Annotated in this window: 24 protein-coding genes; 22 read left to right on the top strand and 2 right to left on the bottom strand. The window is 50.7% G+C overall.

The window, feature by feature from the left end; all coding sequences use genetic code 11:
• The first annotated feature begins 1 nt into the window (after position 1).
• The 6 genes from HMPREF2954_RS09510 to HMPREF2954_RS09485 all read left to right on the top strand — a co-directional run bounded on the left by HMPREF2954_RS09510 (position 2) and on the right by HMPREF2954_RS09485 (position 4109).
• On the top strand, positions 2–664 hold the full coding sequence (locus HMPREF2954_RS09510) for a TetR/AcrR family transcriptional regulator (RefSeq protein ID WP_039405314.1): 663 nt from the start codon (positions 2–4) through the stop codon (positions 662–664).
• 122 nt (positions 665–786) lie between these two features.
• Positions 787–1638, top strand: a complete 852-nt coding sequence (gene dapF, locus HMPREF2954_RS09505; RefSeq protein WP_045074800.1) for a diaminopimelate epimerase — start codon at positions 787–789, stop codon at positions 1636–1638.
• The gene (locus tag HMPREF2954_RS09500; protein ID WP_003769226.1) at positions 1635–2243 is read left to right on the top strand and encodes a hypothetical protein; all 609 of its coding nucleotides are present in this window, start codon (positions 1635–1637) and stop codon (positions 2241–2243) included. Before dapF ends, HMPREF2954_RS09500 begins: the two co-directional genes overlap by 4 nt.
• A gap of 114 nt (positions 2244–2357) precedes the next feature.
• Positions 2358–3290, top strand: coding sequence for a cysteine synthase A (gene cysK / locus HMPREF2954_RS09495; protein ID WP_003769224.1), 933 nt, complete (start codon positions 2358–2360; stop codon positions 3288–3290).
• A gap of 22 nt (positions 3291–3312) precedes the next feature.
• Positions 3313–3486: a hypothetical protein gene (locus HMPREF2954_RS13405; RefSeq protein WP_472689447.1), complete on the top strand. Its 174-nt coding sequence runs from the start codon at positions 3313–3315 to the stop codon at positions 3484–3486.
• Between the two features lie 110 nt (positions 3487–3596).
• Positions 3597–4109: a lipoprotein gene (locus HMPREF2954_RS09485; protein WP_003755569.1), complete on the top strand. Its 513-nt coding sequence runs from the start codon at positions 3597–3599 to the stop codon at positions 4107–4109.
• A gap of 67 nt (positions 4110–4176) precedes the next feature.
• Here the strand turns inward: HMPREF2954_RS09485 and HMPREF2954_RS09480 are convergent, their stop codons facing one another.
• Positions 4177–4575, bottom strand: a complete 399-nt coding sequence (locus tag HMPREF2954_RS09480; protein ID WP_003755567.1) for a YkvA family protein — start codon at positions 4573–4575, stop codon at positions 4177–4179.
• A gap of 498 nt (positions 4576–5073) precedes the next feature.
• On the opposite strand from HMPREF2954_RS09480, the gene sdhC reads away from it, so the two are divergent.
• The 16 genes from sdhC to HMPREF2954_RS09400 all read left to right on the top strand — a co-directional run bounded on the left by sdhC (position 5074) and on the right by HMPREF2954_RS09400 (position 20565).
• Entirely contained in the window at positions 5074–5451 is a 378-nt protein-coding gene (sdhC, locus tag HMPREF2954_RS09475) for a succinate dehydrogenase, cytochrome b556 subunit (protein ID WP_003779309.1), read from the top strand.
• Positions 5445–5786 (top strand): succinate dehydrogenase, hydrophobic membrane anchor protein, encoded by a 342-nt coding sequence (gene sdhD, locus HMPREF2954_RS09470; RefSeq protein WP_003755562.1) that lies wholly within the window; start codon positions 5445–5447, stop codon positions 5784–5786. The genes sdhC and sdhD overlap by 7 nt, the downstream gene beginning before the upstream one ends.
• A gap of 2 nt (positions 5787–5788) precedes the next feature.
• The gene (sdhA, locus tag HMPREF2954_RS09465; RefSeq protein ID WP_019270309.1) at positions 5789–7552 is read left to right on the top strand and encodes a succinate dehydrogenase flavoprotein subunit; all 1764 of its coding nucleotides are present in this window, start codon (positions 5789–5791) and stop codon (positions 7550–7552) included.
• A 124-nt stretch (positions 7553–7676) separates the two neighbouring features.
• The gene (locus HMPREF2954_RS09460) at positions 7677–8384 is read left to right on the top strand and encodes a succinate dehydrogenase iron-sulfur subunit (RefSeq protein WP_003678833.1); all 708 of its coding nucleotides are present in this window, start codon (positions 7677–7679) and stop codon (positions 8382–8384) included.
• A 3-nt stretch (positions 8385–8387) separates the two neighbouring features.
• A complete protein-coding gene (locus HMPREF2954_RS09455) occupies positions 8388–8636 on the top strand; it encodes an FAD assembly factor SdhE (RefSeq protein WP_003779310.1) in 249 nt (82 codons plus the stop codon).
• 117 nt (positions 8637–8753) lie between these two features.
• Positions 8754–10037, top strand: coding sequence for a citrate synthase (gene gltA, locus HMPREF2954_RS09450; protein WP_045074643.1), 1284 nt, complete (start codon positions 8754–8756; stop codon positions 10035–10037).
• A gap of 207 nt (positions 10038–10244) precedes the next feature.
• Positions 10245–13073 (top strand): 2-oxoglutarate dehydrogenase E1 component, encoded by a 2829-nt coding sequence (locus HMPREF2954_RS09445; protein WP_045074646.1) that lies wholly within the window; start codon positions 10245–10247, stop codon positions 13071–13073.
• 114 nt (positions 13074–13187) lie between these two features.
• Positions 13188–14375 carry a 2-oxoglutarate dehydrogenase complex dihydrolipoyllysine-residue succinyltransferase gene (gene odhB, locus HMPREF2954_RS09440; protein WP_070689110.1) on the top strand — a complete coding sequence of 396 codons (1188 nt, stop codon included), beginning with the start codon at positions 13188–13190 and terminating at the stop codon, positions 14373–14375.
• A 193-nt stretch (positions 14376–14568) separates the two neighbouring features.
• A complete protein-coding gene (locus HMPREF2954_RS09435; RefSeq protein ID WP_009312043.1) occupies positions 14569–14838 on the top strand; it encodes a hypothetical protein in 270 nt (89 codons plus the stop codon).
• Positions 14839–15032: 194 nt separating this feature from the next.
• The gene (gene lpdA, locus HMPREF2954_RS09430; RefSeq protein ID WP_016687976.1) at positions 15033–16466 is read left to right on the top strand and encodes a dihydrolipoyl dehydrogenase; all 1434 of its coding nucleotides are present in this window, start codon (positions 15033–15035) and stop codon (positions 16464–16466) included.
• 199 nt (positions 16467–16665) lie between these two features.
• Positions 16666–16953 carry a hypothetical protein gene (locus HMPREF2954_RS09425; protein ID WP_003755543.1) on the top strand — a complete coding sequence of 96 codons (288 nt, stop codon included), beginning with the start codon at positions 16666–16668 and terminating at the stop codon, positions 16951–16953.
• A gap of 98 nt (positions 16954–17051) precedes the next feature.
• Entirely contained in the window at positions 17052–18218 is a 1167-nt protein-coding gene (gene sucC / locus HMPREF2954_RS09420) for an ADP-forming succinate--CoA ligase subunit beta (RefSeq protein WP_003741782.1), read from the top strand.
• Between the two features lie 10 nt (positions 18219–18228).
• Positions 18229–19119 carry a succinate--CoA ligase subunit alpha gene (sucD, locus tag HMPREF2954_RS09415; protein ID WP_045074653.1) on the top strand — a complete coding sequence of 297 codons (891 nt, stop codon included), beginning with the start codon at positions 18229–18231 and terminating at the stop codon, positions 19117–19119.
• Between the two features lie 210 nt (positions 19120–19329).
• Positions 19330–19764 carry an ElaB/YgaM/YqjD family protein gene (locus tag HMPREF2954_RS09410; RefSeq protein WP_003764337.1) on the top strand — a complete coding sequence of 145 codons (435 nt, stop codon included), beginning with the start codon at positions 19330–19332 and terminating at the stop codon, positions 19762–19764.
• A gap of 140 nt (positions 19765–19904) precedes the next feature.
• Positions 19905–20303 carry a phage holin family protein gene (locus tag HMPREF2954_RS09405; RefSeq protein ID WP_009312038.1) on the top strand — a complete coding sequence of 133 codons (399 nt, stop codon included), beginning with the start codon at positions 19905–19907 and terminating at the stop codon, positions 20301–20303.
• Positions 20296–20565, top strand: coding sequence for a hypothetical protein (locus tag HMPREF2954_RS09400; RefSeq protein WP_045074655.1), 270 nt, complete (start codon positions 20296–20298; stop codon positions 20563–20565). Before HMPREF2954_RS09405 ends, HMPREF2954_RS09400 begins: the two co-directional genes overlap by 8 nt.
• A gap of 94 nt (positions 20566–20659) precedes the next feature.
• On the opposite strand, the gene HMPREF2954_RS13080 is transcribed toward HMPREF2954_RS09400, so the two are convergent.
• On the bottom strand, positions 20660–20927 hold a 268-nt coding region (locus HMPREF2954_RS13080; protein ID WP_210398485.1), incomplete at its 5' end, for a hypothetical protein.

The following is a 20927-nucleotide window of genomic DNA, read 5'->3' as shown; positions in this document are numbered from 1 at the left end:
TATGCCCGTGACCCGAATTGCAAAAACCAATACTTACACCCGCATCATCGACGCCAGCCTGACGCTTTTCAACGAGGAAGGCGAGCGCAACATCAGCACCAACCATATCGCGGCGCATTTGGGCATCAGTCCGGGCAATCTTTATTACCACTTCCGCAACAAAGACGAAATCATCGTCCAACTGTTCAAACGTTACAGCGAAGCCCTGCTGGCATACCTGAATGAAGCCGTGTTGCCGTCCGATGTGGAAGACTCCATCAACTATATGGCGGGCATTTACGACGTTATGTGGGAATACCGCTTCCTCTTCAGCGACGTGAACACCCTGCTTGCGCGCAGTGCCGAACTATTGGGCGAACACAATACCTTCACCCAAGCCAAAGTCTCCCCGCTCTTGGTCAACCTGCTCACCCAGCTCAACGGTCTGAACATCATCCAAGCCGACCAAACCGCCATGAACGACCTCGCCGTCAATATGTGGATGGTCACGAAATACTGGTTCGACTTCGACAGCTCCCTACGCGGACGTACCAAACTGACCGAAGACTCCAAAGCACGCGGCATCCGTCGTACCTTAAGCCTCCTGCGTCCCTACCTCTTGCCGGAACACCGCGAGGAATACGACCGAAGAATTACAGCGGCAGCCGATATTTTGACATCATAATCATTGGGGCAAGGTTAAAGGTCGTCTGAAAAAAGATGATGCGGCAAATCTCTGCCTGAGTATCCATGCCTAGTTGCCAATATCTAAAAAACATCTCAATTCGATTACAAACAGGAAAACTGATGAAAACCTTGAAATTTACCAAAATGCACGGTTTGGGCAATGATTTTATGGTGGTAAACGGTATCGGGCAGGATTTTGATCCGCTGACTGCGCCGCTTGCCGAATGGTCCGACCGTTTTAGAGGGGTGGGCTTCGATCAGTTGCTGTTGGTAGAAAAACCGTCTTCCGATGCGGTGGATTTCCGTTATCGTATATTCAATGCGGACGGCAACGAGGTGGAGCAGTGCGGCAACGGTGCGCGCTGTTTTGCCCGATTTGTGGCGGATAAAGGCTTGACCGATAAAAAGGAAATTTTGGTGGAAACGGCTAAGGGTGTGATTATTCCCAAGCTGTTGGATAATGGTTTGGTGACTGTGAATATGGGCAAACCACGCTTTACGTCGTCTGAAATTCCGTTTGTACCGGTTCCTGACGAAGCGGAAGATGCTTTGACGCATATGGTGATGGTCGGTCTGGAGACGGTGCAGGTCAGTTGTGTGAATATGGGCAATCCTCATGCTGTGATCGTGGTGGAGGATGTACAGACTGCGCCCGTGGCTCATTGGGGTGAAGCCATTGAGTCGCATGAGCAGTTTCCGGAACGTGTCAACGTCGGCTTTATGCAGATTGTCGATAGGGAATCTATCCGCCTGCGCGTATTTGAACGCGGCGTGGGTGAAACGCAGGCTTGCGGTACGGGGGCTTGTGCGGCTGTGGTTGCGGGCGTCCGTTTGGGGCTGTTGGCAGAAGGTGTGCCTGTGAAGGTTTCGCTGCCGGGCGGGGATTTGTTTATTACTTGGTCGCATGGTGAGGACGTTTTGATGACAGGGCCTGTTCAAACGGTTTTTGAAGGCGAGTTGCAGTATTCATGATTTGGACGAATTTGGATTTTCTCGCCGTTGTTGCTTATGGGCTGGTGTTTTTTGGATTGATTTTCCGCGCTGAAATGTTCCAGTGGTTTTGGGCTTCGGTTGTTTTGTGGCTGGGCGTGTCGATTTTGGGATCGCAGCTTTTGCCGGGAATGTGGGGGATTACTCATGTCGGTCCGTTGTTTGTCCCGCATTTTTATCTGACTTTTGCCAGTGTGTTTTTCTTTGCTTTTCATTGGAAAAAGCAGGCGGATACTGATTTTTGGCAGGCGGATTTGCAGCATCCGTTTTTGAGCGTTTTTGCCGTCAGCAATGTATTGATGACTTTGGCTTTTGTGTCGATTGCCGCGATATTGTATTTTCTGATGCCGGGCCGTTCTTTGGCTTTTACGTTTCCGGCTTTGTTGAAACTGTACGCGCTCAAGCCTGTTTATTGGTTTGTTTTGCAGTTTGTCATGATGGCGGTTTTTTATCTGCACCGCAGAAGTATTGCCAAGCAGTCGCCGGCGGTGTTCAGTAAAGCGCAACTCAGACTGGGCTGGCTGATGGCTTTGGTCATGCAGACTTTAGTCACGGGGGCGATAGTCGGAGAAATCGGACTTCATTAGGACGCATCAAGCCAAACAACCAAAAGTTATAAATAAAGAAACATTCGATATTGGTTTTTCAGACGACCTGTCTTTAATATACAGGTCATATCACATCAAAATCTGGAGTAGAAAATGAAGATTGCAAACAGCATCACCGAGCTGATCGGCAACACCCCGTTGGTCAAATTAAACCGTCTGACTGAAGGTTTGAAAGCCGAAGTCGCCGTCAAACTGGAATTTTTCAATCCCGGCAGCAGCGTGAAGGACCGCATTGCCGAAGCAATGGTTGAAGCCGCCGAAAAAGCGGGCAAAATCGGTAAGGATACCGTAATTGTTGAAGCGACCAGCGGCAATACGGGTATCGGTTTGGCAATGGTGTGCGCGGCGCGCGGCTACAAGCTGGCAATCACGATGCCTGAAAGCATGAGTAAAGAACGCAAAATGCTGTTGCGTGCGTTCGGTGCGGAATTGATTTTGACTCCTGCGTCCGAAGGTATGGCAGGGGCGATTGCAAAAGCACAAGCCTTGGTGGATGAACACCCTGATACTTATTTCATGCCGCGCCAATTCGATAACGAGGCGAACCCGCAAATCCACCGCGAAACGACCGCCGAAGAAATTTGGCGCGATACTGACGGTAAAGTCGATATTTTTGTGGCGGGTGTCGGTACGGGCGGTACGGTTACCGGCGTGGGCGAAGTGTTGAAAAAATATAAACCCGAAGTCAAAGTCGTTGCCGTCGAGCCCGAAGCTTCTCCGGTTTTGAGCGGTGGCGAAAAAGGTCCTCACCCGATTCAAGGTATTGGCGCCGGCTTTATCCCTACCGTGTTGAATACCAAGGTATATGACAGCGTTTCCCAAGTTCCGAACGAAGCGGCGTTTGAAACCGCCCGCGCGATGGCGGAAAAAGAAGGTATTTTGGTCGGTATTTCTTCCGGTGCGGCAGTATGGAGCGCGCTGCAGCTTGCCAAACAGCCTGAAAACGAAGGCAAACTGATTGTCGTGCTGCTGCCTTCTTATGGCGAACGCTATCTTTCTACGCCTCTGTTTGCCGATTTGGCATAATAGGGTTGGGAGAAAATAAGTGATGAAAAAGACCGCTTCGGCGGTCTTTTTTGCGGTCTTGCGGCATGGTGTGGCGCAAAAATGGATTTATAGTGGATTAAATTTAAATCAGGACAAGACGACGAAACCGCAGACAGTACAGATAGTACGGCAAGGCGAGGCAACGCCGTACTGGTTTAAAGTTAGTCCACTATAAACCACCATATCGTGTAAAGATTGGAATGTAAGGCGAAAGTTGTTGTAATTCAGTCAACAGAAAAAGTCAGATTGATATAGAATTTGGTTATCTGGATAATCCTGATTATAATGGTAGACATGAAAAAATATATTCCCATCTTATTTGCGTTGGCGGCACTTGCCGGTTGTGAGACCATTTATGTCCCAAGCTTGCAAGAAGTGCCTGTCCGTCCGACTAATGTTAAGCCTAATGTTAAAACGACTAAGGGTGAAAAATCTGCGGCGTTCAGTTTGGCTTCTTCGCATTGGAGTGATGTTTCAAAAATCCGCGATGAGGCGACGCGTTTGAGCTATCAGGTCAGCCAAGGAAAAATGACCAAAGTTCAAGCTGCCCAATATCTGAACAAGTTCCGCATTCAACTTGTCGGCCGTAATGTCGTGGATGACAGCGTATATGAGGTTTATCTGCGTTCTGCCGTTGACAGCCAACGAGGCGAAATCAATACCGAACAATCCAAGCTGTATATCCAAAACGCCTTGCGCGGTTGGCAGCAACGCTGGAAAAATATGGGTAACAAACCTTCTAACCCGGCATTTACCAACTTCCTGATGGAAGTCATGAACATGACTCCGTTGAAATAAGTTTCTCATTTCAAGCAAAAGGTCGTCTGAAAATTTTCAGACGACCTTTTGTTTTGGATGCTGATATTTATGATGTTTTACGCAGCAGCTTCTCGGTTGCCAGTCTTGCCCGCTCTTTGATGTCTTCCGTCAGATAAGTTTTCATCTGGCTGTACACCAAAGTAATAACGGCAATGTCGTCGCTGAATCCCAAAGGACCCAGCAAATCGGGAATGCTGTCGATAGGGCTGAGGAAGTAAACCAATGCGCCGACGATAATCATCTTGGCGCGTCTGGGGGTGTGAGGGGAGTCCCAAAGATAATACAGCGCATACAACTGGCGTACGATGGGTTCGCCCAACCGGCCTGCAAAACGGGCGAGCTTATTGAGAAAACCCGTTTTATCCAAATTGCGCCTTCTGAATTTGGGGATAAAGTTTTCCGGATCGGAAGACTGGGTGTATTGTTTTTCTTCGGAATGTTTCATAATAAGCCTCACAGTAATTGAGTGGGAAGGGTTTGCCGTAATGCGGGCAAAGTATAAAACGGAGTAAGGCAAAGAAATGTCAGTATAGTGCAGTTTTGTGATAGGCGCTGAAGAGGTCGTCTGAAACATACCGATTGCAGGCGTTGAATGTAATGTTTTTGCGGTTCGATTTATATTCGAATTTTGTGGTTATTGGATTATAAAAATAATATTTATTTCTATTTATATATTATAAAAACAAAGATATTAAGATGGTATTGCAGGGCATGAAAGCCATATGGAGGTTGTCGAACGGCAGTTGAAGCGGTATTGGTTCAATTATTAATGGATAGTGTTTTGTTATTGGTACAGTTTATGATGTTTTTTGGTAAAATTTATTAGATTGTTTATAAATTAGACTGTTCAAAATCGGATAAAACAGGTAAATTATAGTTTATGTAACTCGATGTAATTTGAGTTATTGGTTTTGAGCTGATAAAAAATACAGAGGAACTGGCTATGTCCGTCAAACCGCGTCCTGTCTTTTTGGAGATTCCCAATATACGGTTGCCTATACCGGGAATTGTCTCCATCTTGCACCGCATCAGCGGGGTAGGGTTATTTATAATGCTTCCCGTTTTGCTGTATCTCCTGTCCGGTACGTTGAGCCGCGAGTCGGCGTTTGAAACTTACCGTGCCATCGTTTCCAATCCTTTGGTCAAGTTGATTTTAATCGGCGTGTTATGGGCTTATCTGCACCATTTTCTCGCCGGTATCCGTTTTTTATTTTTGGATGCACACAAAGGCCTTGAGCTGAATACTGCGCGCAATACCGCCAAATTGGTGTTTGCTGCCGCTCTGGTGTTGACCGTCGTTTTGGGAGCGTTGTTATGGTAGAGCGTAAATTGACCGGTGCCCATTACGGTTTGCGCGATTGGGCGATGCAGCGTGCGACTGCGGTTATCATGTTGATCTATACCGTTGCACTTTTAGTGATTCTGTTTACCTTGCCTAAAGAATATTCGGCTTGGCAGGCATTTTTCGATCAAGTTTGGGTGAAAGTGTTCACCCAGGTTAGCTTTATCGCCGTATTTTTGCACGCTTGGGTGGGTATCCGCGATTTGTGGATGGACTATATCAAACCCTTCGGCGTGCGTTTGTTTTTGCAGGTTGCCACCATCGTTTGGCTGGTCGGCTGCTTGGTGTATTCAATTAAAGTAATTTGGGGGTAAGTATGGGTTTTCCTGTTCGCAAGTTTGATGCCGTGATTGTCGGCGGTGGTGGTGCAGGTTTACGCGCAGCCCTCCAATTATCCAAATCCGGTCTGAATTGTGCCGTTTTGTCTAAAGTGTTCCCGACCCGTTCGCATACTGTAGCGGCGCAGGGCGGTATTTCCGCTTCGCTGGGTAATGTGCAGGAAGACCGTTGGGACTGGCACATGTACGATACCGTGAAAGGTTCAGACTGGTTGGGCGACCAAGATGCGATTGAGTTTATGTGTCGCGCCGCGCCTGAAGCGGTGATTGAGTTGGAACACATGGGTATGCCTTTTGACCGCGTGGAAAGCGGCAAAATTTATCAGCGTCCTTTTGGCGGTCATACTGCCGAACACGGTAAACGTGCAGTAGAACGTGCTTGCGCGGTTGCTGACCGTACCGGTCATGCGATGCTGCATACCCTGTACCAACAAAACGTCCGTGCTAATACGCAATTCTTTGTGGAATGGACGGCGCAAGATTTGATTCGTGATGAGAACGGCGACGTCGTCGGCGTTACCGCCATGGAAATGGAAACCGGTGAAGTTTATATTTTCCACGCTAAAGCCGTGATGTTTGCTACCGGTGGTGGCGGTCGTATTTATGCGTCTTCCACCAATGCCTATATGAATACCGGCGACGGTTTGGGCATTTGCGCCCGTGCGGGTATTCCGTTGGAAGATATGGAGTTCTGGCAATTCCACCCGACCGGCGTGGCAGGTGCAGGCGTGTTGATTACCGAAGGTGTACGTGGTGAGGGCGGTATTCTGTTGAATGCTGACGGCGAACGCTTTATGGAACGTTACGCACCGACCGTAAAAGACTTGGCTTCACGCGACGTGGTTTCTCGCGCAATGGCGATGGAAATCTACGAAGGTCGCGGCTGCGGCAAAAATAAAGACCATGTATTGCTGAAAATCGACCATATCGGTGCCGAAAAAATTATGGAAAAACTGCCGGGTATCCGCGAGATTTCCATTCAGTTTGCCGGTATCGACCCGATTAAAGACCCGATTCCCGTTGTGCCGACTACCCACTACATGATGGGCGGTATTCCGACCAACTATCACGGCGAAGTCGTTGTGCCGCAAGGCGACGAATATGAAGTGCCGGTGAAAGGTCTGTACGCAGCGGGCGAGTGTGCTTGTGCTTCCGTACACGGTGCGAACCGTTTGGGTACCAACTCCCTGCTTGACTTGGTGGTGTTCGGTAAAGCTGCCGGCGACAGTATGATTAAATTCATCAAAGAGCAAAGCGATTGGAAACCGCTGCCTGCTGATGCGGGCGAGCTGACCCGCCAACGTATCGAACGCTTGGATAACCAAACCGGTGGCGAAAACGTTGATGCATTGCGTCGCGAACTGCAACGCTCCGTCCAACTGCACGCCGGTGTGTTCCGTACCGATGAGATTCTGAGCAAAGGCGTTCGAGAAATCATGGCGATTGCCGAGCGCGTGAAACGTACTGAAATCAAAGACAAGAGCAAAGTGTGGAATACCGCGCGTATCGAAGCTTTGGAATTGGATAACCTGATTGAAGTAGCGAAAGCGACTTTGGTGTCTGCCGAAGCACGTAAAGAATCGCGCGGCGCGCACGCTTCAGACGACCATCCTGAGCGCGATGACGAAAACTGGATGAAACACACGCTGTACCATTCAGATACCAATACCTTGTCCTACAAACCGGTACACACCCAGCCTTTGAGCGTGGAATACATCAAACCGGCCAAGCGCGTTTACTAATGCGTTTTCAGACGACCTCCGTATCACAAGGGGTCGTCTGAAAATCAAATACACCACCACACTGAACAGCCTGAACCCATAACAAAAAACCATCAGGCGGTTTATGAGAAAAGGAACACTTCTCATGGAAAAAATGAGTTTTGAAATTTACCGTTACAATCCGGACGTTGATGCCAAACCATATATGCAACGTTACGAGTTGGAACTGGAACCTACCGACGTCAAACTTTTGGACGCGCTGGTGCGCCTGAAAGCGCAAGACGATACCCTGTCTTTCCGCCGTTCCTGCCGCGAAGGTATTTGCGGTTCGGACGGTATGAACATCAACGGCAAAAACGGCTTGGCATGTTTGACTGACTTACGCAGCCTGAAACAGCCTGTCAAAATCCGCCCGCTGCCCGGTCTGCCCGTCATCCGCGACCTGATTGTGGACATGACCCAGTTCTTCAAACAATACCACTCCATCAAACCTTACGTCGTTAACGACAATCCGATCGATGCCGACAAAGAGCGTCTGCAAACTCAGGAAGAGCGTAAAGAGCTGGACGGCTTGTACGAATGTATTTTGTGCGCCTGCTGCTCGACCGCCTGTCCGTCGTTCTGGTGGAATCCCGACAAATTCGTCGGTCCGTCCGGTTTGCTGAACGCCTACCGCTTCATTGCTGACAGCCGCGATACCATTACCAACGAGCGTTTGGATAATTTGAACGACCCGTATCGCCTGTTCCGCTGCCATACCATCATGAACTGCGTGGACGTATGTCCTAAACACTTGAATCCGACCCGTGCCATCGGTAAGATTAAAGAAATTATGTTGAAACGAGCCGTTTAAGAAATGATGGTTTTTGACGATATTGCCAAACGGAAAATCCGTTTTCAAACCCGCCGGGGATTATTGGAGTTAGATTTGATTTTCGGCAGGTTTATGGAAAAAGAATTCGAGCATTTGAGCGATAAAGAGCTGTCCGAGTTTTCCGAAATCCTTGAGTTTCAAGATCAGGAGCTTCTTGCCCTGATCAACGGACATTCGGCGACAGACAAGGAACACCTTATCCCTATGCTTGAAAAAATCAGACGAGCTTGACGTATTGGAAATCCGCCTGCCTTTCGGCGGATTTCTAGGATACGGAGGTCGTCTGAAAATAAAGACCGTGCTGCATAGGCAGCAACGAAAGCCCCAACCTACAAAGGAGCGATAAATATGTCCAAATCAATTAAACTCAACGTACCCAATCAAGAGGATTTAGAACTGCCCGTATTGGAAGCGAGCATCGGTCATGACGTGGTCGATATCCGCGCACTGACGAAAAACACAGGCTTATTCTCATTCGACCCCGGGTTCGTTTCAACAGCAAGCTGCGAATCCAAAATCACTTATATCGACGGCGACAAAGGCCTGCTGTATTACCGTGGTTATCCCATCGAACAACTTGCCGAAAAATCCGATTATTTGGAAGTCTGCTACCTGCTGATTTACGGCGAACTGCCGACGCCTGAGCAAAAGGCAGAATTTGACAATACCGTCCGCCGTCATACGATGGTGCATGAACAGCTGACTTGGTTCTTCCGCGGCTTCCGCCGTGACGCGCATCCGATGGCGATGATGGTCGGCGTGGTCGGTGCATTGTCTGCATTCTATCAAGACAGTCTGGACATCACGAATCCCGAACACCGTAAAATCGCGATTTACCGTCTGATTTCCAAAATTCCGACGATTGCGGCAATGTGCTACCGCTATTCCAACGGTCTGCCGTTCAATTATCCGAGAAACAACCTCTCTTATTCCGAAAACTTCATGCACATGATGTTCGCCACACCATGTGAAGACTACAAACCCAATCCTGTATTGGCACGCGCGCTCGACCGCATCTTTATCCTTCATGCCGACCACGAGCAAAACGCATCGACTTCGACCGTCCGTCTGGCAGGTTCTTCAGGCGCGAACCCGTTTGCCTGTATCGCTGCCGGTATTGCCTGTCTGTGGGGTGCGTCCCACGGCGGTGCGAACGAAGCCGTCTTGAAAATGTTGGACGAAATCGGCGATGTGTCCCGTGTTGCCGAATATATGGAAGGCGTGAAACAGCGTAAATACCGCCTGATGGGCTTCGGACACCGCGTGTACCGCAATATGGATCCGCGTGCCAGCATTATGCGCGAGACCTGTTATGAAGTGCTGAAAGAATTGGGCTTGGAAGACAGTCCGAAATTCAAGCTGGCAATGGAATTGGAACAAATTGCCCTGAAAGACCCGTTCTTCGTGGAGCGCAAGCTGTACCCCAACGTCGACTTCTACTCCGGTATTGTTCTGTCCGCGCTGGGCATTCCGACCGAAATGTTTACCGTCATCTTCGCCCTGTCGCGCAGCGTGGGCTGGATTTCGCACTGGCATGAAATGATCGGTGATCCTTCGCTGAAAATCGGCCGTCCGCGCCAACTTTATACCGGTTCGGAACGCCGCGATTATGTGCCGGCGGATAAACGCTGAAAATCAGTATATTAATATGTTGTCGGAACTTCATTTGAGAAAGCCGAATAGTTTTTTTAAATAAGTTTGTCTGCAGCAAACGAAACAGATACAAGTAATTTGGCTGGAAATAGGGTAGAATGAAGTGTCATTTCAAACGGCATGGATTCCGTTGAAACACATGGAATTCTACCCTTTGTTTATATTTTAAAGAAAAGAGCTCGCGTCATGATGGATGAAAAACTCAATTTTTCTTATCTGTTCGGTTCAAATGCTCCCTACATCGAGGAGTTGTATGAGAATTTCCTGGAAAACCCTAATTCGGTCGATGAAAAATGGAAGCAGTATTTCACCGACTTAAGCAAGCAGCCCGGTGCGGCGGATGTTGATATCGCCCATGCTCCGATCCGTGAATCCTTCGCCAATTTGGCAAAAACCAAATCGACAGCGGCTATTGCCGGCGGTATGGATGAAGCCATGATGAAGAAACAGGTCGGCGTACTGCGGTTGATTTCTGCTTACCGTATTCAAGGTGTGGGCGCTGCTCAGCTTGACCCGCTCAAACGTATCCCGCCACGCAACATTGAAGCCCTCGATCCCAAATTCCACGGACTGAACGATGCCGATATGGCGGTTCAGTTCAATATGGGCGAGGGCGATTTTTCCGGCCAAAGCAAACTGCCTCTGTCCCAAATCATCAGCAACCTCAAGCAAACCTACTGCGGCCACCTCGCATTGGAATACATCTACATTCCCAATACCGAAGAGCGCCGCTGGTTGCGCAATTATTTCGAGGATGTGCTGTCCACCCCGAGCTACAGTGCCGAACAGAAACGCCGCATCCTGAAAGAAATGACCGCTGCCGAGACTTTGGAGCGTTATCTGCATACCAAATATGTCGGTCAGAAACGCTTCGGTGTAGAAGGCGGCGAGAGCGTGATTGCCGGTCTGAATTACCTGATTCAAAACGCAGGTAAAGACGGTGTCGAAGAAGTCATCATCGGTATGGCACACCGAGGTCGTCTGAATGTCTTGGTCAACATTTTGGGCAAGAAACCGGGCGATTTGTTTGCCGAATTTGAAGGCCGTGCCGAAATCAAGCTGCCCAGCGGCGACGTAAAATACCACATGGGTTTCAGCTCCGACATCGCTACGCCGAACGGTCCGATGCACGTTTCTTTGGCGTTCAACCCGTCTCACTTGGAAATCGTCAATCCTGTCGTTGAAGGTTCTGCACGCGCCAAACAAAAACGTTTGGGTGAAAACGGCCGCGACAAAGTATTGCCCGTATTGATTCACGGCGACTCTGCATTTGTCGGCTTGGGCGTCAACCAGGCAACGTTCAACCTGTCCAAAACGCGCGGCTACACCACCGGCGGTACGGTTCACATCGTCATCAACAACCAAATCGGCTTCACCACTTCCGATACCCGCGACACCCGTTCGACCGTGCATTGTACCGATGTGGCGAAAATGGTTTCCGCTCCGGTCATTCATGTCAACGGCGACGATCCGGAACGCGTTTGCTTCGCCATTCAAGCCGCGTTGGACTACCGTAAGAAATTCAACAAAGACATCGTGATTGATGTCGTCTGCTACCGCAAATGGGGCCACAACGAGGGCGACGATCCGACCCTGACCCAGCCGATGATGTACAAAAAAGTATCGCAACACCCCGGTGCGCGTGCTTTGTACACTGAGCAACTGATTGCAGAAGGCGTGGTAACGCAGGCAGAAGCCGATGGCTATATCCAAGCCTACCGCGATGCTTTGGACAAAGGCGAACATGTCGAGCAAACGACGTTGAGCAACTTCCAACGTACGCAAATCGACTGGAGCAAATACCAAGGTAAAGACTGGCGCGAAGATGTGGAAACCGGCCTGCCTGCTGCCGACATCGAGCGTCTTGCCGAGAAATTTACCGCCGTTCCCGAAGGCTTTGCACTGCATCCGACTGCCAAACGCGTGCTCGAAGCGCGCAAAGGCATGGCTGCGGGCAGTCAGCCGATTGACTGGGGTATGGCGGAAACCCTCGCATACGCCAGCCTGGTCACCAAAGGCCACGGCGTGCGCATTTCCGGCGAAGACTCCGGACGCGGTACGTTCTCACACCGCCATGCCGTATTGCATGACCAAAAACGCGAAAAATGGGATGATGGTACTTATGTGCCGCTGCGCAATATGGGCGAAGGCGCAGGCGAATTCCTCGTTATCGACTCCATCTTGAATGAAGAAGCGGTCATGGCGTTCGAATACGGTTTCGCCTGCTCCGCGCCCGACAAACTGACCATTTGGGAAGCGCAGTTCGGCGACTTTGCCAACGGCGCGCAAGTGACCATCGACCAGTTCCTGTCGTCCGGCGAAACCAAGTGGGGACGTTTGTGCGGCCTGACTACCATTCTGCCGCACGGCTACGACGGACAAGGTCCGGAACATTCCTCCGGCCGCGTGGAACGCTGGTTGCAGCTCTGCTCCGAACACAATATGCAAATCATCATGCCGTCCGAAGCGTCGCAAATGTTCCACCTGCTGCAACGCCAAGTCTTGGGTTCGTACCGCAAACCGCTGGTGATTTTCATGTCCAAACGCCTGTTGCGCTTCAAAGGCGCGATGAGTCCGCTGGAAAACTTTACCGAAGGTTCGCGCTTCCGTCCCGTTATCGGCGATACCGCCGAGCGTGGCAACAATGAAAGCGTGAAACGCGTGATTCTGTGCGCCGGACAGGTTTACTACGATTTGGAAGCAGGCCGTGCCGAGCGCAAACTGGAAAACGATGTCGCCATCGTCCGCGTCGAGCAGCTTTATCCGTTCCCATACGACGAGGTGCGTGCAGAGCTGGCGAAATATCCGAACGCGAAATCCGTGGTTTGGGCGCAAGAAGAGCCGAAAAACCAAGGTGAGTTCTACCAAATCCGCCACCGCTTGGAAGACGTTATCGGCGAAAGCCAAAAACTGTCTTATGCCGGTCGTCCGAGCAGCGCATCGCCAGCCGTCGGCTATATGAGCAAACACGTCGCCCAGCTGAAACAACTGGTTGAAGACGCCATGACGCTGTAACGCAGCAATACGGTGCGGCGTTCCGAATGAAACACTCAGACGGAACGCCCGCCAAACAAAAGAGATAACACACAACAGGTCGTCTGAAAACCAACGACCATCCGGAGACACAAAATGATTATTGATGTAAAAGTACCCATGCTGTCCGAAAGCGTATCCGAAGGCACGCTCTTGGAATGGAAGAAAAAAGTCGGCGAAGCCGTAGCGCGCGACGAAATCCTGATTGACATCGAAACCGACAAAGTGGTTTTGGAAGTACCTTCCCCACAAGCCGGCGTATTGGTTGAAATCATCGCCCAAAACGGCGAAACCGTTGCCGCCGAACAAGTATTGGCACGCATCGACACCGCAGCAACCGCTTCTGCTGAAGCCCCGGTCGCCGCGCCTGCCCCTGAAGCCGCTTCCGCCGCTACGCAAACCAATGCCGCCATGCCTGCCGCTGCGAAGCTGGCAGCCGAAACCGGCGTGGATGTGAACGCGCTGCAAGGTTCCGGTCGTGACGGTCGCGTCTTGAAAGAAGACGTGCAAAACGCTACTGCCAAACCTGCTGCCGCACCCGCACCCGCTGCCGCGTCTGCACCTGCACCTGTTCCCGCGGGCGCACGTCCGGAACAACGCGTTCCGATGAGCCGCCTGCGCGCCCGTGTTGCCGAACGTCTCTTGGCTTCGCAACAGGAAAACGCGATTCTGACTACGTTCAACGAAGTCAACATGAAACCCATCATGGACTTGCGTGCGAAATACAAAGAAAAATTCGAGAAAGAACACGGCGTCAAACTCGGCTTCATGTCTTTCTTCGTCAAAGCAGCCGTTGCCGCGCTGAAAAAATATCCGGTGGTCAATGCCTCCGTTGACGGCAGCGACATCGTTTATCACGGTTACTTCGACATCGGTATCGCTATCGGCAGCCCGCGCGGTCTGGTCGTTCCGATTCTGCGAGATGCCGACCAAATGAGTATTGCCGACATCGAACAAGCCATCGTTGATTACGCCAAAAAAGCCAAAGACGGTAAAATCGCGCTGGAAGATTTGACCGGTGGTACGTTCAGTATTACCAACGGCGGTACGTTCGGTTCAATGATGTCCACCCCGATTATCAATCCGCCGCAATCCGCCATTTTGGGTATGCACGCGACCAAAGAGCGCGCAGTCGTGGAAAACGGCCAAGTTGTCGTCCGTCCGATGATGTATCTGGCACTCTCTTACGACCACCGCATCATCGACGGTCGCGAAGCCGTGCTGACTTTGGTTGCCATCAAAGACGCGCTGGAAGATCCGGCACGCCTGTTGTTGGATCTGTAAACGCGGTCAAAGGGATATAAAGCGGATAAAAACAAAGCAGTTTGAAATCGGACTGCTCACTGGTTTTCAGACGACCTTGAAATGAAAAAAGGTCGTCTGAAAACAGCAGGATGTTTGAAATCTAAGGGAGAAAGTTTGTTGCTGCCATTTTTCGTGCAGAAGCAAACGCTTGAAAATCCATAGGAGCGTATCCATGAAACCCATCTCCCTGTTTCCGCTTTTGGCTGTCGTTTCCCTGCTTGGTGCGTGTGCCGCATTCGAAGGCAAGGAATATTCCGTCAACGCTTATGATGCGCGCGGCAGAATGTTGAACAAGCGTTTTGAAATGGACAGCAACAAAGCAGGCATTCCCGTCGCCCGCAGCGTTTTGTGCAAACGTTATCCGCACGCTACCGTGCGCGTTTACAACAATTTTACCGGACAGGAAGTCAGGGAATACAGTCCGCATTCCTGCCGCCGCTGATGCGTCCGAACCAATCGGGCTGAAGTTTCAAAGGTCGTGCCTGCAGGCAGGCTTCGCACTCTGAAAAAGGCAGAATAAGTTTTAATTTTGTTGAAGCCGCGCTTTCAGACGACCTCTTATGCAAAATATAGTGAATGAACTCTTGCCGAAGGTTTTCCTGCGGCAAAAATATCAAACAACAAAGGATTTTTCACATGTCTCAATACGATGTAGTAGTCATCGGCGCAGGTCCCGGCGGATACGTTGCCGCCATCCGCGCCGCCCAACTGGGTTTTAAAACCGCCTGTGTCGATGCGGGCGTCAACAAAGCAGGCGACGCGCCCGCGCTGGGCGGCACCTGCCTGAACGTCGGCTGTATTCCTTCCAAAGCCCTGTTGCAATCCAGCGAACATTTCCACGCCGCGCAGCATGATTTCGCCGAACACGGCATCAGCGTCGGCGACATCAAATTTGACGCGGCGAAAATGATTGCGCGCAAAGACGCCATCGTAACCAAGCTCACCGGCGGCGTGAAATTCCTGTTCCAAAAAAACAAAGTAACCAGCCTGTTCGGTACGGCTTCATTTGCCGGAAAAAACGGCGATGCCTACCAAATCGAAGTCGATAACAAAGGCGAGAAAACCGTTATCGAAGCCAAACACGTCATCGTAGCGACCGGTTCCGTGCCGCGTCCGCTGCCACAGGTTGCCATCGATAATGTAAACGTATTGGACAACGAAGGCGCATTGAACCTGACCGAAGTGCCCGCCAAACTCGGCGTCATCGGTTCGGGTGTGATTGGTTTGGAAATGGGTTCTGTATGGAACCGTGTCGGTTCGCAAGTTACCATCCTCGAAGCCATGCCGACCTTCCTTGCCGCCGCCGACCAGCAAATCGCCAAAGAAGCCTTCAAATATTTCACCAAAGAGCAGGGCCTGAACATCGAACTGGGCGTGAAAATCGGCGACATCAAATCTGAAGGCAAAGGCGTGTCCGTTGCCTACCAAACTGCCGCAGGCGAAGCCAAAACCGAAGTCTTCGACAAACTCATCGTCGCCATCGGCCGTATTCCGAATACTAAAGGCTTGAACGCCGAAGCCGTCGGCTTGGAAAAAGACGAGCGCGGCTTTATCAAAGTGGACGGCGAATGCCGCACCAACCTGCCTAATGTCTGGGCAATCGGCGACGTGGTTCGCGGCCCGATGCTGGCGCACAAAGCCAGCGACGAAGGCGTTGCTGTTGCCGAGCGCATCGCCGGACAGAAACCGCATATCGACTTCAACAGCGTACCGTTCGTGATTTACACCGATCCCGAAATCGCTTGGGTCGGTAAAACCGAAGAGCAGCTCAAAGCCGAAGGCGTGGAATACAAAAAAGGCACTTCCGGCTTCGGCGCAAACGGTCGCGCGTTGGCAATGGGTAAAGCCAAAGGTACGGTCAAAGTGTTGGCAGATGCCAAAACCGACCGCATCTTGGGCGTACACATGATTGGTCCGGTCGTCAGCGAATTGGTTACTGAAGGCGTCACTGCGCTCGAATTCTTCGCCAGCAGCGAAGACATCGCCCGCATCATTCATGCCCATCCGACCTTGTCCGAAGTGGTTCACGAAGCCGCACTGGCCGCCGACAAACGCGCTTTGCACGGCTGATGAGGTCAAGTAAAGCATAAAAGGTCGTCTGAAACTTTTTCAGACGACCTTTTCGGAAAGATGAATGTTCGGAAGCAATGTTCCGATAGGTATAGAGAGAAAATAGAGCGTATCAGTTGCTATTGTTCCCTGACCGGAATGACGATTTAAGCAGAATCTACTATATAATCGGCGACACATTCACAGACAGCATTTGATTATGAATAAAGAAGTAATCGGTATCCTGTTTATACCGATGGGCATCATCAGCATGTGTATGGCCGCGTTGTGGCAGATGTATGTGATGATGACCGAAACTTATACGCTCAACCGCTTCAAAGACAAAGAATTGGTTTGGCGCGTGGCATTGTTGTTTATCAGTTTCAGCCTTGCCGTTTACCTGCTCTGCCCGAATTCGCGTAAAAAAGGCATCGTCTTTTTTATCCTCGGGGGCGGCGGCGCAATCATGTATCTGCTTGCGCGGATGTGGTTGCCGTTCAGCAAGTGAAACGACGATTTTCCGACCGCCGAAAGGTCGTCTGAAACGCACGGGGTTGCCATTTATGGGCAGTCTCAGGGCATTCCACTAATCTAAAGGAGAAATCCATGAATCTACACGAGTATCAGGCTAAAGAACTGCTGGCAGGCTACGGCTTGCCTGTGCAAGGCGGTATTTTGGCACACAACGGCGAGGAAGCCGCAGCCGCTTACGACAAACTGGGCGGCAAATTTGCTGTCGTCAAAGCCCAAGTCCACGCAGGCGGACGCGGTAAAGCGGGCGGCGTAAAAGTCGTCAAAAGCCGTGAAGAAGCCAAAGAAGTGGCAGAAAGCCTGATTGGCACCAATCTGGTTACTTATCAAACCGATGCCAACGGTCAGCCGGTCAACAGCGTTTTGGTTTGCGAAGACATGTATCCGGTGCAAACCGAGCTGTATTTGGGCGCGGTGGTCGACCGTTCTACCCGTCGCATTACGTTCATGGCTTCGACCGAAGGCGGTGTGGAAATCGAAAAAGTTGCCGCCGAAACTCCTGAAAAAATCTTCAAAGTAACCGTTGACCCGCTGGTCGGCCTGCAACCTTGCCAAGCGCGTGAAGTTGCGTTCCAACTGGGTTTGAAAGACAAACAAATCAACGAGTTCGTCAAACTGATGACCGGCGCGTACAAAGCGTTTGTCGAAAACGACTTTGCCCTGTTTGAAGTGAACCCGCTGGCAGTTCGAGAAAACGGCGCGCTCGCCTGCGTGGACGGCAAAATCGGTATCGACAGCAACGCCCTTTACCGCCTGCCGAAAATCGCCGAATTGCGCGACAAATCCCAAGAAAACGAACGCGAGCTGAAAGCCTCCGAATTCGACCTGAACTATGTTGCTTTGGAAGGCAACATCGGCTGTATGGTGAACGGTGCAGGTTTGGCGATGGCAACTATGGACATCATCAAACTCAAAGGCGGTCAACCTGCCAACTTCCTCGACGTAGGCGGCGGCGCGACTAAAGAGCGCGTGGTTGAAGCGTTCAAACTGATTCTCGAAGACAAATCCGTCAAAGGCGTATTGATCAACATCTTCGGCGGTATCGTCCGTTGCGACATGATCGCGGAAGCCATCGTGGCAGCCGTTAAAGAAATCAACGTTGACGTGCCTGTCGTTGTCCGTTTGGAAGGCAATAACGCCGAACTCGGCGCGAAAATCCTGAACGAATCAGGTCTGAAACTGACTTCCGCCGACGGCCTGAATGACGCAGCCGAAAAAATTGTCGCAGCCGTAAACGCCTAAGGAGAAAAGAATGAGCGTATTGATTAATAAAGACACCAAAGTATTGGTTCAAGGTTTCACCGGTAAAAACGGTACTTTCCACTCCGAACAAGCTCTGGCTTACGGCACTAAAGTCGTCGGCGGCGTTACCCCGGGCAAAGGCGGTCAAACCCACCTGGATCTGCCCGTGTTCAATACCATGAAAGAAGCGGTTAAAGAAACCGGCGCGGACGCATCTGTAATTTACGTTCCCGCTCCGTTTGTACTGGATTCTATCGTTGAAGCCGTTGATTCCGGCGTAGGCTTGGTGGTTGTGATTACCGAAGGCGTACCGACTCTGGACATGCTCAAAGCCAAACGCTACTTGGAAACCAACGGCAACGGCACACGTTTGGTCGGCCCTAACTGCCCGGGCGTGATTACCCCAGGTGAGTGCAAAATCGGCATTATGCCAGGCCACATCCACACTCCGGGTCGCATCGGCATCATTTCCCGTTCCGGTACATTGACTTACGAAGCCGTGGCACAAACCACCAAACTGGGCTTGGGTCAATCAACCTGTATCGGTATCGGCGGCGACCCGATTCCGGGTATGAACCAAATCGACGCGCTGAAACTCTTCCAAGAAGACCCCGATACCGACGCTATTATCATGATCGGTGAAATCGGCGGCACTGCGGAAGAAGAAGCAGCCGAATACATCCAATCCAACGTAACCAAACCTGTTGTCGGCTACATCGCAGGTGTGACCGCTCCTAAAGGCAAACGCATGGGCCACGCCGGTGCGATTATCTCCGGCGGCAAAGGTACTGCGGAAGAAAAATTCGCCGCTTTCGAAAAAGCCGGCATCGCCTACACCCGCAGCCCTGCCGAATTGGGCAGCACCATGCTGGAAGTGTTGAAAGCAAAAGGCTTGGCGTAACGCTTGGTCGTTTTGATTGAAATGCAGAGAGGTCGTCTGAAAACTTGGAAACAGGTTTTCAGACGACCTTTTTATCTCCCGCGTCAATCTTTACATGTTTTCAAACCACCTTTAGCCGAATTGACTTGAGCAGAAGTGTAAAGGGGTTATAATCAGTTAACAGATGAACAATCTGTTATTTCAACGGTAAGGAACATCAAGGAGAAGGTAATGAAAAAACATGATTTTGAATCCCGCAAAGAAGCTTTGTTGAAAGACATTCAAGATGTAATGAACGATGTTGAAGAGCTGTACACCAAAGGTGTGGAAGCCGGTTCGGAAGAAGGTAAAAAAGCCAAAGCCAAATTGCAGGAAAAACTCGAAGCCGCCAAAGAGCGTTTGTATCGTTTTGAAGACGAAGCGGGCGAGCGCATCAGACATCATGCCGACCGCGCGCGCGAAAAATACGACGAATTTGAAGAATTGGCAGAAGAGCGTTTCAAAGAAGGCAAAAAACGCTTTGCCGAATTTGGAGAAGAAGCTGGCGACCGCATCAAACGCGGCGCGCGCCAAGCCGATGCAGCCGTACACGACAAACCTTATTACGCAATGGGCTTTGCCGCACTGGCAGGCTTGGTCGTCGGCGTCTTGCTGAACCGCCGATAATCGGTCAAACAGGAATGCCGTCCGGACACGATTTTTAGAAGTCTTGTTCCGGCGGCGTTTGCTATGAGGGGCGGCAAAGGTTTCAGACGACCCCAAAGCCTTCGGATTGTCCGTTTCGGAGCAATCAGGGAAATCGGAATATGGGTATCAGACAAAATATCGAACATACGAAAACGCTGCTGAATCAAGGTATCGATTTGCTTTTGCTGCGGTTGCAGATTTTGAATCTGGATTTGGCGGAGCAGGCGGAAAACGTGTTCCGCATCATCATATGGCTGGTCGTATCGGGCATATTGCTGCTGATTGCATTCATCAGCCTATTGTTCGGGCTAAACCGCGCGTTGTCGGATACCGCGGCGATATGGGTATTTTTCGGGATAACCGCCCTCAGCCTAATTGTCATTGCAATTTTGTTCGGTAAAGTGTCAAAAGACTGGCGCAGCCAAAACAACCAAATCGCGGCAACCTTGCAGGACATCCGGGCAGACATCGCCTGCCTGCGCGGTCAAGATATGCAGGAAGGAGGGGACGATGAATAAAACGGAACGCGATGAAGCACGCGAACTGCTGCAACTGGAAGCCAAACTCGTCCGCCTGAGGATTGAGGCATCGTATTTGAAACAGCGAAAATTGAAGAAACAGGAAGAACGCAAGTCGGACACGCTGATGAAGCTGCTGGATTTGGGCAACGAGCTGACGCAGACAAGCCTGCTGTATAAAACGGCAGGACTCGCCATTCCGCGCAAATACCGCTTCGGCGCACTGCTGGCAGCGTTTGCGTTGAAGGCTGCGATGAAGTAGATGGGATTAGAAAGAAGGTCGTCTGAAAGTTGGGTTTCAGACGACCTTTTTGTATTTGCGGGGTTCGTGGGCAAAGCCCACGCTACGGTGGGTTTCAGACGATTTTGGGTTGTCGGTGTAGGTTGGGATAACCGTATCCGACGGGATATTTGTCTGCCGTCATTCCCGCGCAGGCGGGAATCCACTTTTGAATTTCGGCAACTGTTTTTGAATATCTGTTTCTTAGGGTTTCCGATGGATTCCCGCCTGCGCGGGAATGACGGCTGCTGGAGGTAATTATGGGTTGGCTTGGTAAAGTTTTCGTTGAAATTTGCGATGAAGTAGATGAGATTAGAAAGAAGGTCGTCTGAAAGTTGGGTTTC

It is taken from the genome of Neisseria sp. HMSC067H09 (assembly GCF_001814135.1).
Lineage (GTDB): Bacteria > Pseudomonadota > Gammaproteobacteria > Burkholderiales > Neisseriaceae > Neisseria.
This window is presented reverse-complemented; position numbering and strand designations above follow the sequence as displayed.

Coding starts and splice junctions, on each gene's coding strand:
- HMPREF2954_RS09510 (WP_039405314.1), top strand. CDS start 2: ATGCCCGTGACCCGAATTGCAAAAACCAATACTTACACCCGCATCATC.
- dapF (WP_045074800.1), top strand. CDS start 787: ATGAAAACCTTGAAATTTACCAAAATGCACGGTTTGGGCAATGATTTT.
- HMPREF2954_RS09500 (WP_003769226.1), top strand. CDS start 1,635: ATGATTTGGACGAATTTGGATTTTCTCGCCGTTGTTGCTTATGGGCTG.
- cysK (WP_003769224.1), top strand. CDS start 2,358: ATGAAGATTGCAAACAGCATCACCGAGCTGATCGGCAACACCCCGTTG.
- HMPREF2954_RS13405 (WP_472689447.1), top strand. CDS start 3,313: ATGAAAAAGACCGCTTCGGCGGTCTTTTTTGCGGTCTTGCGGCATGGT.
- HMPREF2954_RS09485 (WP_003755569.1), top strand. CDS start 3,597: ATGGTAGACATGAAAAAATATATTCCCATCTTATTTGCGTTGGCGGCA.
- HMPREF2954_RS09480 (WP_003755567.1), bottom strand. CDS start 4,575: ATGAAACATTCCGAAGAAAAACAATACACCCAGTCTTCCGATCCGGAA.
- sdhC (WP_003779309.1), top strand. CDS start 5,074: ATGTCCGTCAAACCGCGTCCTGTCTTTTTGGAGATTCCCAATATACGG.
- sdhD (WP_003755562.1), top strand. CDS start 5,445: ATGGTAGAGCGTAAATTGACCGGTGCCCATTACGGTTTGCGCGATTGG.
- sdhA (WP_019270309.1), top strand. CDS start 5,789: ATGGGTTTTCCTGTTCGCAAGTTTGATGCCGTGATTGTCGGCGGTGGT.
- HMPREF2954_RS09460 (WP_003678833.1), top strand. CDS start 7,677: ATGGAAAAAATGAGTTTTGAAATTTACCGTTACAATCCGGACGTTGAT.
- HMPREF2954_RS09455 (WP_003779310.1), top strand. CDS start 8,388: ATGATGGTTTTTGACGATATTGCCAAACGGAAAATCCGTTTTCAAACC.
- gltA (WP_045074643.1), top strand. CDS start 8,754: ATGTCCAAATCAATTAAACTCAACGTACCCAATCAAGAGGATTTAGAA.
- HMPREF2954_RS09445 (WP_045074646.1), top strand. CDS start 10,245: ATGATGGATGAAAAACTCAATTTTTCTTATCTGTTCGGTTCAAATGCT.
- odhB (WP_070689110.1), top strand. CDS start 13,188: ATGATTATTGATGTAAAAGTACCCATGCTGTCCGAAAGCGTATCCGAA.
- HMPREF2954_RS09435 (WP_009312043.1), top strand. CDS start 14,569: ATGAAACCCATCTCCCTGTTTCCGCTTTTGGCTGTCGTTTCCCTGCTT.
- lpdA (WP_016687976.1), top strand. CDS start 15,033: ATGTCTCAATACGATGTAGTAGTCATCGGCGCAGGTCCCGGCGGATAC.
- HMPREF2954_RS09425 (WP_003755543.1), top strand. CDS start 16,666: ATGAATAAAGAAGTAATCGGTATCCTGTTTATACCGATGGGCATCATC.
- sucC (WP_003741782.1), top strand. CDS start 17,052: ATGAATCTACACGAGTATCAGGCTAAAGAACTGCTGGCAGGCTACGGC.
- sucD (WP_045074653.1), top strand. CDS start 18,229: ATGAGCGTATTGATTAATAAAGACACCAAAGTATTGGTTCAAGGTTTC.
- HMPREF2954_RS09410 (WP_003764337.1), top strand. CDS start 19,330: ATGAAAAAACATGATTTTGAATCCCGCAAAGAAGCTTTGTTGAAAGAC.
- HMPREF2954_RS09405 (WP_009312038.1), top strand. CDS start 19,905: ATGGGTATCAGACAAAATATCGAACATACGAAAACGCTGCTGAATCAA.
- HMPREF2954_RS09400 (WP_045074655.1), top strand. CDS start 20,296: ATGAATAAAACGGAACGCGATGAAGCACGCGAACTGCTGCAACTGGAA.